This is a genomic window from Colwellia sp. MB02u-9 (genome assembly GCF_014077085.1).
Lineage (GTDB): Bacteria > Pseudomonadota > Gammaproteobacteria > Enterobacterales > Alteromonadaceae > Cognaticolwellia.
Window position 1 is genome coordinate 1 of record NZ_JACGVF010000100.1, and the last position, 14881, is coordinate 14881.

Genomic DNA, 14881 nt, shown 5'->3' on the forward strand with positions numbered 1-14881 from the left:
GCATGATAACTAATTGTTAAAGAAAGTTAGTTTCTTCAAAGAAGATAACTAACCGATACAGAATCTCATTCGCTCTATACCGTAAAGTAATTCGTTGCTGCAGGCCTTGCCTGAAGCGAGATGCGTATTCTACGCAACTCTGTTTTAATGTCAACGCTTATTTCGTTTTATTTTAAAAGTTTTTTTAACTTTCAAACAACTCGTTTTATCACGTTAAGTTAACCAAATCAGCTTGAACTGAATAAGATAACTTATTAAAACAGCTCTTTGGGGTTACCCCTTGGAACTGGAGCGCATTCTAGAGATTTCTGGCTTCACGTCAACACCTAATATCAATTAAATTGCGATTAAATGACTGTTTGCTTTTTAATTAAGCAACCCTTGCTGTGACTGACTATTAAAGCAACGTTATTGTTATTTTTTAATCGATAACACATATAGCTATTAACTTAATTAAAGAGTTCTTTAGGATGACTTTATCTTTATAGACATATTTTTTATCAATTTATCTTGTTTTAACCAACAAATAGTTCCAAACCACTATATTAATCTCTTAAAAAGATAAAACTGTACTCCTATATATAGTCCATTCAATGACAGGGACTCACATCCGTATTAAAAACCTACAGATGTATACAGTATCGTCAAACTCATGTTGCTAGATAGAAGTTTAGTTTATTAACTGTTGAATACTAGGAAACATGATTGCATTGATAGGGAGTACATTTACACCTGGTAGATTTTTGGCAATAAAATGGTATTTCCAAGCAAACTCATTTGAATGCGTCACTTCGGTTCATTTTTATTAGATTTATGGCTCGTCTATGCTTGGCTTAATTATCTTAAAGCTATACTGCCATAAGTCTATAAAATTAGGTTCAACTCATTACCTCTATATAGGTATTGCTTTTAACTTGGTAAAAGCACCTTGCATAGTGTTCACACTAACTTTTCAGTATCACCATTTTAAGAATTCATTTTTTATGGTCTCAGTAATAATGTTCAAATGAGACAGCCGTTAGCAAATAAATTACTTAGCGCTATAACAGCACCTTATAGTTGTGAGCTATGAATAAGAAATACATCGTGGAAAAACGCTAGGTTATTACTATGCTACTGAGAGTCACCTAGCATTTTTTATAAACAGAATGCGCTTTATAAATGCCATATTATACTGCGAGAAAATCTGGCCTTTGTTTACTGCAATGCTCAACAGGAAAGCTAATATTTTACTTTATCATTTACTTTCCTAAGCAGGCTTACAAAGAAAAGCTTAACGGCTAGGATAGGTTTACTCATTAAGAGGTAAAGATTATCGCTAACAAGTGATGAACTACTATCTATGAAATTGACAATCCAATTGTAACGAGGCAAAAGCTAAAATGCTGTTTAAGGCAAGCTCAACGCATGGAACATTTAGTTTTGATAAAGTGGTAAGACAAGAAAACACTAAAATACAGCGTAATTTCATCAAATGTCAGGCACAAAAAAACCGACGTCTATTGTCGGTTTTTTGTGTTATAGCCCTTTAAGAAAAGGGAAGAATGGTACCAGCGGTCGGACTCGAACCGACACGTCTTTCGACAGGGGATTTTGAATCCCCCATGTATACCAATTTCATCACGCTGGCATTTCTTTTCTATAACTTCAATAATATAAAGCCTTATTGAAGACAACAGCATTATACGAAAAATAATCCTGTTAGCAATAGTTTTTCTTTCATTATTACTTAAGTGCTGATTATTTGTTCATCAAGCTACAATCTGTACCAATTTTAGCTGTTTTTCCAACCAAATTCTGGTCTCGAAGATATTATCAAAAAAAGTATGCTTGATACCTGCGGCTCGGTAAATTTTGTTAAATAGGTTTTCGCTTAACTGTGATCTTGTGCAATGCGCTAGATTTACCGCCACCGCTTTAGTTTTGCTCTAGCAAATAAAGTTTATATGATATTCAATACCTGTTTCAACACTAATCGTTTTGCTTTTAGATGTGAGTAAAACTCCAAAATTTCTCTGATCAACTTTTGTAACGGCCAAAGACAAAGCTTGGTGTAAATTTTTTAAGTACTCACTATTGCACGGTCCTTGGGTTGCAGCTAATATCCAGTTGTCTGCTATCGTCAGTTCCAACCCGCTATTGGGTACAAATAGTGGTTATTATTAAACCTCCTGTTTTATATTCTAAGCACTTAATATTTCATCTGTTTTTGTCTGATTTCTGCTTGGAAATTAAAAATGTCGCTCTCTTACTTATACTTTTATGGGCCTTTTGTTAAACTAGCACAAATTTTTCTATTGATGTGGCTATGTCTTTAACTTCTAACTCACCTTTTCCTCGTGCAGGCTTTCGACGTCGTTTGGCTTCATGGTTGTATGATGCTTTAATTACAATCGCTGTTTACATGAGCGCTGGTGCAGCTTCTTTTTTAATTATTTCATTAATGGTTCATTTTGGCATTTTTGATTTGCAAGGTTATCAGCACTTAAGCGATACCATCACAAATACTTATTGGTTGCTGTGGCCCAATGAACTTTGGAAGCTGAGCTGGGTGGCATTTTTCTTTATCTGGTTTTGGTCTAAAAGCGGCCAAACTTTAGGTATGAAGGCGTGGCGTTTAAAAGTTCAAAATCAAGATGGTAGCTTAATCACTAAAACCACCGCTTTAAAACGCTTATTGCCAACATTATTAGGTTTGGGCAATTTTACGCTCTTGCTTGATAGAAAAGATAAATTGAGTCTACAAGACCGTTTAACTGATACTGAAGTGGTACTTTTAACGCTTGAGGCAAATAGAGGCAGGCTATAACTATTTTGAGGCTGTAACTAATATAAAAACCGAGGTGAATGCAGTAACGCTTTCACCTCTGGTGGCCAACCTAAGCTTTCAAACCTAAGCTTTGCAATATCAAGTTTCAAGCATAATATTTCAAAGCCTTTGTTGGGTTTGATCTTGCTAACTTGCGCGTTTGTTCATTAAATACAAAGCAATACTGACAAAAATCAGACTAGGCATAAAAGCACCAAAAATAGCGGGTAGCTGATAAACCAAACTGAGTGATCCTAGCACTTCATTGACAATAAAAAATAAAATTCCCGTGGCCACGCCCATCATAATTCTTGCCCCCATAGATACTGAACGTAATGGACCAAAGATAAAAGATAGCGCCACTAATAACATAACTGCCAAGGTAAAGGGTTGTGCTATTTTACGCCAGAAAGCTAGCAAATATCGACTTTGATCTTGTTTGTTGGCCTCAAGGTACTCTAAGTAATCACTTAAGCCCCTTAGTGATAATGATTCAGGCTTAACGGTTACAACACCTAGTTTATCGGGTGTTAATGTTGAACGCCAAGACATCACGGCTTGGCTTTCTTTACTAATTTCTGTTGCGCCGATTTTGGTTTCAACAACGTCACGTAATTGCCAAGCATTTTTCTGATAAACGGCGCTAGTAGCTGATACCCAACTCGATAGCTTAAGCTGCTCGTTAAAGCGATATATTTGGATGTTTTTTAGGGAACCCTTATCTTGTACTTCACCTATATGAACAAAGTAGTCACCATCTTTTGCCCACGTGCCGCCACTTGATGAAATTAAACTCCCACCCGAAATGGCTTGAGCTCGCACTTGTCGAGCAGCAGCTTCGCCTTGAGGTGCTAGCCATTCACCAATCGCCATACTAACAATGATCAATAACAATGCTGATTTCATTACTGATTTAATAATATCAAGACGTGAAAGCCCTGCCGCCTGCATAACAATAAGTTCACTACTGCTTGCCATCATCCCCATGCCAATTAAGCCACCGATTAATGCAGACATAGGAAAAAATAACGAGACATCTTGTGGAATAGCATAAAGCACGTAAAGCGCAGCGTGGGCCAAATCATAATTACCTCTGCCAACTGACTTCATTTGCTCAACAAATTTAATAATGCTGCTCAAACTGACAAATACCGCTAAGGTGGTGAAAGTTGTAGAGGTAATAACGCGACCTATGTACATATCTAAAATACGCATTAAGCAGCAACCTTATTTTTAGCTTTCTTCACTTTAAATTTCCTACCACCTTTTCGGCCTTTAACCAATAAACTTAAGCCTAATACCAGCACCGTAAAGTGCACTGGCCACAAACCAATATATTGTGGCACTGAGCCTCTTTCTATCCCTGAACGAATCGCGGTTAGTAATAAAAAGTAACTTAAAAACAGTAACAATGCCGGTAGCATTTTACCAAATTTACCTTGGCGCGGATTGACAACGCTTAATGGCACGGCCACCAAGGTCATAATAATACAAGCCAATGGAAAGGCGATCCGCCATTGGCTTTCTGCACTTGTTTCTGGCGTTTGTGCTTGATAAAGCTCCGCGGTTGGTATTGCGCTGAGCTTGCGGCGTTTATGGGCCACCTTTTGATCTTGAATTTGAATATAATATTTATCAAAGGAAACTTGTCGAAATTCTTTATTTTTGATGTCATTTTGATAACGGGTACCGGCTGATAGTATTAAACGCTGCGAGCCAGTTTCTTCTTCAACAACTTGGCCGGTTGCGGCATAAACTAAGCTAGAGTCGATAACACTAGCGTTTGGTGTACTTTCATTAGGCAACTGCGCGACAAAAACTTTTTCAAAAGTATTGTCATTACGATTTTTATCATGAATAAAGATGACTGCTTTTTTATTACCTGTGGTTTGAAAACGTCCAGCAATCAAGGAACTTAAACCTGAATCAGACGCAATTTTATCTTTAACTTGATGTTCATACTCTGCTGCCATGGGCGACAAATAAAGCGTAAATATGCCGGTAATAATCGCGGTAACAAAACCTAAAATTAAGGTAACGCGCACCACATACCACTCACTGACACCACAAGCATGCAGTACTGTCATTTCATTTTCAGCGTAAATACGGCCATAAGCCAATAAAACACCAAGAAAAAAACTTAAGGGTAAAATCATACCGGCAAGATCAGGGATTTTGAGGCCAATAAATGTCATCACTAAATGACCTGGAATGCCACCTTCTGAAGCATCATCAAGCACACGAACGAATTTATTACTGATAAATATTGTCATAATGACAAGAAATACCGCAAGTTGGGTTTTGGCAACTTCTTTGAGCAAATAACGAAATATAATCACAAAGTGATCCTATAAAAACTTAGTTTTTTCTGACATACAGCCATTTTTTCAGTAAACTTGTTATTTTTAGCATTAAACTAAATTTAAGCTTGCTAGGTAACGCTGTGCAATACGGCTATAATTATAGCCTTTAGCCGAATACATTTAAAAGCAAGCTTAGCGATTATTTACTGTTTTTAGCAAGATAAATAGTATATTTTCAATAAAATATACGCATTTGAGTCAAATTAGGAGACATCATGGAGTTCAGTGTAAAGAGTGGCAGTCCGGAAAAACAACGTAGCGCCTGTATTGTTGTCGGTGTTTTCGAACCTCGTCGTTTGTCAGCTATCGCAGAACAACTAGATGAAATTAGTGAAGGCTATATTAGCAATTTATTACGCCGTGGCGATCTAGAGGGAAAATCAGGGCAAATGTTGTTACTACATCATGTGCCAAATATTCTTAGTGAACGCGTGTTATTAGTGGGCTGTGGTAAAGAACGTGAGTTAGACGAACGTCAGTATCGCCAAATTATCAGCAAAACGATCAGTACCTTAAATGAAACCGGTTCAATGGAAGCGGTGTGCTTTTTGTCTGAATTACATGTTAAAGGCCGCGATACCTACTGGAAAGTACGTCAAGCGATTGAAGCAACACAAGATTGCCTCTACAGCTTTAACAGTTTGAAAACCCGTAAAGAAGAGCCTCGCCGCCCTTTACGTAAAATAGTATTTAATGTCCCCACTCGCCGTGAGTTACCGATTGGTGAACGTGCTATTAACCATGCTTTGGCTATTGCAAAAGGTATAACAAGCTGTAAAAACGTGGCTAACATGCCACCTAATATTTGTAATCCTGCCTACTTGGCTGAACAAGCTCAAATGCTGGATAGCAACTACGACAATGTCAGTACTAAAATAGTTAATGAAGAAGAAATGGCTGAATTGGGCATGGGATCATATTTAGCCGTAGGCCGTGGTTCGGTTAATGAGTCACTGATGAGCATTATTAAATATGATGGCGCTGGTGATGATTCAAAGCCGCTAGTGTTAGTCGGTAAAGGTTTAACCTTTGACAGTGGTGGTATTTCATTAAAACCAGGCGCAGGCATGGATGAAATGAAATATGATATGGGCGGTGCAGCCGGTGTTTTAGGTGCTATGCATGCACTGGCAGAACTTGCCTTACCGATCAACGTTATTGGTGTTTTAGCGGGTTGTGAAAACATGCCAAGCAGTAACGCTTATCGCCCAGGCGACATCTTAACCACTATGTCGGGTCAAACCGTTGAAGTATTAAACACAGATGCTGAAGGCCGTTTAGTTTTATGTGATGCCTTGACCTATATTGAGCGCTTTGATCCCGAACTGGTTATTGATGTTGCCACCTTAACAGGCGCTTGTGTTGTGGCTTTAGGTGCTCATGCAACCGCCTTATTCAGTAGTCATAATCCACTCGCGCATGAGTTATTAAACGCTTCTGAGCAAAGTGGTGACAGAGCATGGCGCATGCCTTTATGGGACGACTATCAAGATCAACTTGAAAGCCCATTTGCTGATTTTACCAATTTAGGTGGTAAAGAAGCCGGCGCAATCACTGCCGCCTGTTTCTTATCACGCTTTACCAAAAAATATAATTGGGCGCATTTAGACATTGCCGGTACGGCATGGCGCGGTGGTAAAAACAAAGGTTCAACTGGCCGACCGGTAAGCATGCTAACGCAGTTCTTATTAAATCGTTCTGGCGCTGAGCAAGGCGAATAGTTTTCACTGAATTTATAGCCGGAATAAAGTCATGCTAACCCAAGCAATGTTCTACAGTATTGAAGAGCAAAGTAGTATTGTAGGTGTCACTGAAGCACAGCTGCACCTGCATTATGCCTGCCTGCAAGCAGCTCACTTTTACCGGCAAAATCAGCGAGTATTTATTTATACTCAAGATCAACAAAGTGCTCATGATATTGATGAAATGTTATGGGCCTTTGATCCAAAAAGTTTTGTACCACATAATTTAATTGGTGAAGGTCCAAAACAAGGTGCTGCCGTCGAAATTAGCTGGCAGCCCCCAACAAACCGGCGTGCGGTTTTAATCAATTTAACCAGCAAGGTGCCTAACTTTGCTCACCAATTTTCGCATTTGATAGATTTTGTACCCCGTGATGAAACACTTAAACAACAAGCTCGAGATCGTTTTCGAACTTGTCGTCAATGGGGTTTTCAGGTAGCTCACCAAGTGGCAAGCGCACCGCAAACTATCGATACAACAAGTTAAAATTCTTCTGACGGAAACTCTGATGGAAAAAACATTTACCCCCGCTGATATTGAACAATCCCTTTATAAAAGTTGGGAAGAACAAGGTTACTTTAGCCCGACAGGTGAAGGCGATAGCTACAGCATTGCCATTCCACCACCCAATGTGACGGGTAGTTTGCATATGGGCCATGCTTTTCAGCAAACCATTATGGATACCTTAATTCGTTATCAGCGCATGCAAGGTAAAAATACCTTATGGCAAACAGGCTGTGACCATGCCGGTATTGCAACACAAATGGTGGTTGAGCGTAAAATTGCCGCAGAAGAAGACAAAACCCGTAATGACTATGGCCGCGAAGCCTTCATTGATAAAATTTGGCAATGGAAAGAAGAATCTGGCGGCACTATCGGTAAGCAAATGCGCCGTTTAGGCAACTCTATTGACTGGTCTCGTGAACGCTTCACCATGGATGAAGGCATGTCTGAAGCTGTGCAAGAAGTATTTGTCCGCTTATATGAAGACAACTTAATTTATCGCGGTAAACGCCTCGTTAATTGGGATCCAAAATTCCACACGGCAATCTCTGATTTAGAAGTCGAAAATAAAGACAAAAAAGGCCACATGTGGCATTTACGCTACCCGTTAGCTAATGGAGCAAAAACAGCAGAAGGTCTTGATTATTTAGTGGTTGCCACCACACGACCTGAAACTATGTTGGGCGATACCGGTATTGCGGTAAACCCAGAAGATCCTCGTTATAAAGATTTAATTGGTCAACAGGTTTTATTACCCTTAGTTAATCGTTTAATTCCCATTGTTGGTGATGACCATGCCGATATGGACAAAGGCACGGGTTGTGTAAAAATCACTCCAGCCCATGACTTCAATGATAATGAAGTCGGTAAGCGTCATCAATTACCACAAATCAATATTTTTGATAAAGACGCCGCGGTATTAGCCACTGCTGAAGTTTATGATACTAAAGGTGAAGTGTGTGACGTATATGATGCACAATTACCTGCTGAATTTGCCGGTATGGACCGTTTTATCGCCCGTAAAGCTATCGTAGCTAAGTTTGACGAATTAGGTTTGTTAGTTGAAGTAAAAGAACATGATTTAGTTGCCCCTTACGGTGATAGATCTGGCGTTATTATTGAGCCCTTACTTACCGACCAGTGGTACGTACGTGTAGAAAAACTTGTGGGCCCTGCCGTTGACGCGGTAAAAGATGGCCAAATAGAGTTTGTCCCTAAGCAATATGAAAACATGTACTTTGCTTGGATGAACAACATTCAAGACTGGTGTATTTCACGCCAACTGTGGTGGGGACATCGAATTCCGGCTTGGTATGATGAAAATGGCAAAGTTTATGTCGGTCGTACAGAAGCAGAAGTACGTGCTAATAACCCGATTGGCGATGACATGAAACTAAATCAAGATGATGATGTACTTGATACCTGGTTCTCATCAGCTTTATGGACTTTCTCAACCCTAGGTTGGCCAAAAGAAACCGAAGATTTAAAAACTTTCCATCCTACTGATGTTTTAGTTACTGGTTTTGATATTATTTTCTTCTGGGTTGCTCGTATGATCATGATGACCATGCATTTCAACAAAGATGAAAAGGGTAAAGCCCAAATACCGTTTAAAAAAATCTACATGACCGGCCTTATTCGTGATGAAAATGGCGATAAAATGAGTAAATCAAAAGGCAATGTTATTGATCCCCTAGACATGATCGATGGCGTTTCACTTGAAGACTTACTACAAAAACGTACCGGTAATATGATGCAGCCTAAAATGGCCGCTAAAATTGAAAAGTTGACCAAAAAAGAATTTCCTAACGGCATAGAAGCTCACGGTACTGATGCTTTACGCTTTACCTTGACGTCTGTGGCAACCACTGGCCGTGATATTAGCTGGGATATGAAACGTCTTGAGGGTTACCGTAACTTTACCAACAAGCTCTGGAATGCTAGCCGTTATGTACTGATGAATACGGAAGAATTTGATTGCGGCCGCTCTACACCAGAAAAACCAAGTGCTTCAATGGAGTTTTCACTGGCTGACCGTTGGATTATCGGCCAATTACAACAAACAGTTAAAACTGTACATGAAGCCTTTGATGCTTTTCGTTTTGACTTGGCTTCACAAGCATTATACGAATTTACTTGGCATCAATTTTGTGACTGGTATTTAGAATTAACGAAACCCATATTATTTAAAGGCAGCGAAGCACAGCAACGTGGCACTCGTCATACCTTAGTTAATGTTTTAGAAAGCTTGCTGCGTTTAATGCACCCTATTATGCCATTTATCACTGAAACTATTTGGCAGCGCGTTGTACCCTTAACTAACTTTGAAAAAACTGGCGATAGCATTATGATACAAAGCTTTCCACAGTTTGACCAAAGCCAATGTGACCAAACCGCCATTGATGATTTAGAGTGGGTTAAACAGTTTGTCGTTGCCATTCGTAATATTCGGGGTGAAATGGATATCACGCCAAGTAAGCCATTACCGGTACTACTGAAACATGTTAATGCTGATGACCAACGTCGTCTGAATGAAAATGAGCAATTTATCAGTGCCTTAGCAAAATTAGAGAGCATTACCTTATTGTCTGACGACGATAAAGGTCCAGCGTCTGCCACCGCCGTTGTTGGTGACTTATCAATATTAATACCTATGGCAGGTTTAATCGATAAAGACGCTGAATTAGCTCGCTTAGACAAAGCCATTGATAAGTTATCAAAAGACGCAGACCGTGTTCGTGCTAAGTTAAACAATGAAAGTTTTGTTAGCAAAGCACCCGAAGCTGTGATCAATAAAGAAAAAGCAAAGTTAGCTGATGCTGAGTCTACCCTGGCCAAAATGGTTGACCAGAAAGTCCAAATTGCAGAAATTTAATCACTGATTCAAAATAAAGCATAAAAGCCAGCCTCTTAGCTGGCTTTTTTTTGGGCTAAAAAAGTAAAATAATCTTGGTATTATTTAGAGATTCCTTAATTCTAATGTGTTAATATGTATTCGCGTTGAGTTTTTGCGTTTCGGGATAAGGAGAGCTCCATTGGTCAAAAGACCTATGATCAGCCTAGACGCTTTAATATGTGTTACTGGAAACCTTTCTCTATCTACATTTTAGATAGAGGGCATTTACTCCGTATATGGCCATTTTGGCTAAACTTTAATTTTTGACCTGCGAGAAATGTTGGTATGTCTGATACAGTAACTGGTAAAGTAAAATTTTTTAACGAATCTAAAGGATTTGGTTTCATCGAGCAAGAAAACGGCGCTGACGTTTTTGTTCATTTTAGTGCAATCTCTGGCGACGGTTTCCGTACATTGACTGATGGTCAATCGGTAACTTTCAGCGTAAAACAAGGCCAAAAAGGTCCTGAAGCTGAAAACGTAGTTGCATCTTAGTCTACAGTGCATAATAAGCTTTAGTATTAACTAGTGCTTAAATAAAAAACGAAACTTATGTTTCGTTTTTTTGTTTTTATCGCTTGAAAAACCTGATCAATACAACCTATAACCTGACGAGCTCTGGCCATTGAAATAAGTAAATCAGCACTTATAAATGAGCAGATATAATCAATAGCACATGGTTATTGTTCGAAACTAAACATAAGTCCCTACATCTATGTAGGCAAGATACACGATTAATTCTTACATGGCCGTTACTCGCTATCCATGGCTTAACAGATCGCTTCACAGATCGCTTCACAGATCGCTTCACAGCATGAGTAAATCCTTGCCGATGGATTTAGCAATAGCTAAGGTGTGTTATTGAGAGCACAGCAGCCGTAGTGTATTTTAACCAGCATAGCTAAGTAATAACATAATGAAATGGGTGCAAGCCAGTAGAACAATGCAAGCGCATATTGACCAGCGATATTAATTATTGGGATTGAAGATAACGCGAGCATAGACGGCTTAAGCCATCTCAGAATAATCGATTATTTATTTTAATGACGAAGATAAACAAGAATTTAAATAATTGCCGAAAAGTAAACGACAACTATTTAAGTTCAATAGCTAAATTCAATAGTTAAGTTCAATAGAAAAAACTACTTAAGCACAGCTGCCTAGCTGAGCAATAACTGACCCATATGATGCTAGCAAAATAAGTCTTGGTATCTATATTCTTTAAAGCAGAGTATTTAATTAATATGTGGTTCTATTAATTCAAGCATAACGTCAATGTGTGCATCATCATCATTTAGTGCTGGAATATAATGATATTTTTCACCTCCCGCATCAATAAATACGTCTTTGTTTTCGTGTACTAATTCTTCTAAAGTTTCTAAACAGTCGGCACTAAATGCTGGGCTAATAATCGCTACATGCTTATTGCCATCTTCAGCAAGTTTTGCCAAGGTTTCATCTGTATAAGGTTTAAGCCACTCGGCTTTACCAAAACGCGATTGAAAGGTCATAACATAATCATCTTTACTTAAGCCAAGTTCTTCAACCACTAAACGGGTGGTTTTATGACTAAAACAATAGTATGGGTCGCCCTGCTCTAAAAAATACTTTGGCATACCATGATAAGAAAAAACTAACTTATCAGGCTTACCATGTTCAGCTATATAGTTATTAATGCTGGCCGCTAATGCCTTAATGTATAAAGGTTTGTCGTGATAACCACTTTGAAAATGGATACTTGGTATCCAGCGCCATTTTTTAATTTTATTGAACACAGCATCAAAGGTTGCCCCTATAGTTGGACCCGCATATTGTGGATACAAAGGGAGAACAATAATATTGTTAACACCGTTTTTTTGAAAATTTTCTAAAGCATCACCAATCGATGGATTACCATAACGCATAGCCACATCAACCATCACGTTATCGCCATACTTTGCTGTGAGTACTTTCTCAACTTTAGCTTTTTGTTGCTTACTAATCACTAACAAAGGCGAACCTTCCTCAGTCCAAACCGTTTCATATAACTTAGCTGATTTCTTGGGCCGCACTCGAAGAATAATGCCATGTAAAATCACAAACCAAATCAAGCGAGGAATTTCCACTACTCGTGGATCAGATAAAAACTCGCCCAAATAACGCCTAAGTGCCTTTGGTGTTGGGCTATCGGGTGTGCCTAAATTAGTTAATAATACGCCCGTTTTTGTCGTGCAATCATGAATTTTTTTACTTTGGCCTGCATATCTTGACATAATTCTCTCTATAATATTTCGTTAATGGCATTGATGAAAATGTCTGAATCAGGCTTTACGCGGCTGTTGAAGTGCTTAACCGTTTTACCATCCGCACTAACTAAATACTTATAAAAATTCCATTTAGGTGCAGTGGTTTTTTCCGCTAATGCTTTAAAAATAGGATGAGCATCACTGCCATATACATGCACAGGCGATAACATAGTAAAAGTTACGCCATAGTTTACAAAACAGATATCAGCGGTATCTTTTTCGTCATCTTCTTCTTGAAAAAAGTCATCTGATGGGAAACCGATGACCACTAGACCTTGCTCTTGGTATTCTTTATGCAAAGCTTCGAGCGCTGTAAATTGTGGAGTAAAACCACAATGACTAGCCGTATTGACAATTAACATTGCCTTACCCGCCGTTAACTGACAAAGATCAAGCAGTTCTTTAGCATGCAATTTTTTTTCACTGTGTTGCATATATGCTAAACATTGTGCTGAAGGGTCGATGTTAATGTTTTTAGTGATATCGACTTCGGCCTGCGCTTTAACGGTAAAGCTTGTTAAAGCAATAATGCTAATCAACAATAAATTTTTCATGAGCTTCCTTCTTAAGGCTATTTCTACCGACATATTATCGTAATTATCTCAGCAAAGGAATTATCCGTGCTGATGATAATGTGCTATGTATTCTATCCGCTATTATACGAATTGGAGCAATAAATTGATCACTTATTAAAAATTAAATAGCCTTATTAACAAAGCGGTGCGGAAAAACTGTTACTCAGCTTTATTGAACGATATAGTAGCCTGCAATGTGTTTGCAGCAATTATAATAAAACCTGAAACACGCATTACAACCTAATGACATAAATCAAAAGCTAGTCGGTTAATTAGGTTATTATCATCTCAATAGTGACATGACCCCATGCCTACACGTAACAATTAAGTGAAAAAGTTTGTCCAGATTACACAGCGAAAACACAGTATTTACGCCGAACACCAATAGCTTACTAAGTGCTAGTAACTTAGCTTGTATACGTGGCGACCGCCTGTTGTTTGAAACGCTTGATATTAACATTGCCGCAGGCGATATTGTGCAAGTTGAAGGGCCAAATGGTGCTGGAAAAACCAGTTTGTTGCGTATTCTTTCCGGTCTTTCTCAACCCTATGAAGGTACGGTTTATTTTCAAGATGAAAGTATTACGCAGCAACGTGAAACATTCCATCAGGATTTACTTTATTTAGGTCACTTACCTGGCGTTAAAGACGAGATGACCGCACAAGAAAATCTCGAGTTTAATCTAGCTTTACATGGCCTAAATAGTGCCACAGCCGAGGCGACATTAGCAGAAGTAAACTTACTTGGCTTTGAGGATGCGCTGGCTGCTCACTTAAGTGCAGGACAGCACCGTCGAATATCTTTAGCCCGCTTATGGCAAAGCCAAGCTAAAATTTGGATTTTAGATGAACCCTTCACCGCTATTGATAAGTTAGGCGTGGAAAAATTAGAACAATTATTTTTACAACATGCTGACAACGGTGGCTGTGTGATATTAACCACTCATCAAGATCTCTCATTACCCGCAGAGCGAGTAAAGAAAGTCACTTTAGCTTATCGTTTTTATTAGGGTCATCACTTATGACACAAGTTTCTTACCGCGCGGCCTTTGGCTTAATTGTTAAAAGAGATCTGATGATCGCTTTTCGTCATCGCGACGACATTATTAATCCTTTATTGTTCTTTGTTATTGTCGTCACGCTATTTCCGTTAGGCGTTGGCCCAGAAAGTACAACGTTATCACGCATTGCCCCAGGCATTATTTGGGTTGCGGCTTTACTCGCCACTTTGCTATCACTGGACAGATTATTTAAGTCTGATTACGCAGACGGCTCACTAGAACAAATGCTATTAAGTCCGCAGCCAATATTTATATTAGTGCTGGCTAAAATTGTTGCACATTGGTTGCTTACTGGCTTACCATTAATACTGATCGCGCCATTGCTCGCGGTATTATTGCATTTAAATGAGCACAGCTATGGTGCGCTCATGCTAACACTATTACTGGGTACGCCAGTATTGAGCTTGCTTGGCGCTATTGGTGTTGCTTTAACTGTTGGCATTAAAAAAGGAGGGGTATTACTCAGCTTATTGGTACTGCCGCTGTACATTCCCGTACTTATTTTTGCCACTAGCGCAATCGATACTGCGGCAATGAACTTACCTTATAACGGACAACTTGCTATAATCGCGGCAATATTTTTTGCCTCGTTAACCTTGGCCCCATTTGCTGTAAGTGCAGCGCTGAAAGTGAGTACAAATTAAT

The 14881-nt window shown here is 38.9% G+C and carries 11 protein-coding genes and 1 tRNA gene; 7 read left to right on the forward strand and 5 right to left on the reverse strand.

Annotated elements, in window-relative coordinates; all coding sequences use genetic code 11:
* Positions 1–1545: 1545 nt before the first annotated feature.
* Positions 1546–1630 (reverse strand) — tRNA-Leu (locus tag H4J65_RS16210).
* 678 nt (positions 1631–2308) lie between these two features.
* On the opposite strand from H4J65_RS16210, the gene H4J65_RS16215 reads away from it, so the two are divergent.
* Complete coding sequence (locus H4J65_RS16215) at positions 2309–2809, forward strand: RDD family protein (protein WP_182136421.1); 501 nt, start codon at positions 2309–2311, stop codon at positions 2807–2809.
* Positions 2810–2956: 147 nt separating this feature from the next.
* Here H4J65_RS16215 and lptG read toward each other — a convergent pair whose 3' ends face one another.
* Both lptG and lptF read right to left on the reverse strand, forming a co-directional pair.
* Positions 2957–4024 carry an LPS export ABC transporter permease LptG gene (gene lptG / locus H4J65_RS16220; RefSeq protein WP_182198824.1) on the reverse strand — a complete coding sequence of 356 codons (1068 nt, stop codon included), beginning with the start codon at positions 4022–4024 and terminating at the stop codon, positions 2957–2959.
* On the reverse strand, positions 4024–5148 hold the full coding sequence (lptF, locus tag H4J65_RS16225) for an LPS export ABC transporter permease LptF (protein ID WP_182198825.1): 1125 nt from the start codon (positions 5146–5148) through the stop codon (positions 4024–4026). The genes lptG and lptF overlap by 1 nt, the downstream gene beginning before the upstream one ends.
* Before the next feature lie 239 nt (positions 5149–5387).
* Here lptF and pepA point away from each other — a divergent pair, with 239 nt between their 5' ends.
* The 4 genes from pepA to H4J65_RS16245 all read left to right on the forward strand — a co-directional run bounded on the left by pepA (position 5388) and on the right by H4J65_RS16245 (position 10810).
* Positions 5388–6893: a leucyl aminopeptidase gene (pepA, locus tag H4J65_RS16230; protein WP_182136424.1), complete on the forward strand. Its 1506-nt coding sequence runs from the start codon at positions 5388–5390 to the stop codon at positions 6891–6893.
* A gap of 31 nt (positions 6894–6924) precedes the next feature.
* A complete protein-coding gene (locus H4J65_RS16235; protein WP_182198826.1) occupies positions 6925–7401 on the forward strand; it encodes a DNA polymerase III subunit chi in 477 nt (158 codons plus the stop codon).
* Between the two features lie 22 nt (positions 7402–7423).
* Positions 7424–10294 carry a valine--tRNA ligase gene (locus H4J65_RS16240; protein WP_182198827.1) on the forward strand — a complete coding sequence of 957 codons (2871 nt, stop codon included), beginning with the start codon at positions 7424–7426 and terminating at the stop codon, positions 10292–10294.
* 306 nt (positions 10295–10600) lie between these two features.
* Positions 10601–10810 carry a cold-shock protein gene (locus H4J65_RS16245; protein WP_146879877.1) on the forward strand — a complete coding sequence of 70 codons (210 nt, stop codon included), beginning with the start codon at positions 10601–10603 and terminating at the stop codon, positions 10808–10810.
* 740 nt (positions 10811–11550) lie between these two features.
* On the opposite strand, the gene hemH is transcribed toward H4J65_RS16245, so the two are convergent.
* Together hemH and H4J65_RS16255 are read right to left on the reverse strand one after the other, a co-directional pair.
* A complete protein-coding gene (gene hemH / locus H4J65_RS16250; RefSeq protein WP_182136427.1) occupies positions 11551–12567 on the reverse strand; it encodes a ferrochelatase in 1017 nt (338 codons plus the stop codon).
* 8 nt (positions 12568–12575) lie between these two features.
* Positions 12576–13154, reverse strand: a complete 579-nt coding sequence (locus H4J65_RS16255; RefSeq protein ID WP_182198828.1) for a glutathione peroxidase — start codon at positions 13152–13154, stop codon at positions 12576–12578.
* A 359-nt stretch (positions 13155–13513) separates the two neighbouring features.
* Between H4J65_RS16255 and ccmA the strand changes: the two genes are divergently transcribed.
* Both ccmA and ccmB read left to right on the forward strand, forming a co-directional pair.
* Positions 13514–14185, forward strand: a complete 672-nt coding sequence (gene ccmA / locus H4J65_RS16260; RefSeq protein ID WP_182198829.1) for a cytochrome c biogenesis heme-transporting ATPase CcmA — start codon at positions 13514–13516, stop codon at positions 14183–14185.
* 11 nt (positions 14186–14196) lie between these two features.
* Entirely contained in the window at positions 14197–14880 is a 684-nt protein-coding gene (ccmB, locus tag H4J65_RS16265) for a heme exporter protein CcmB (protein ID WP_182136430.1), read from the forward strand.
* Position 14881 lies beyond the last annotated feature (1 nt).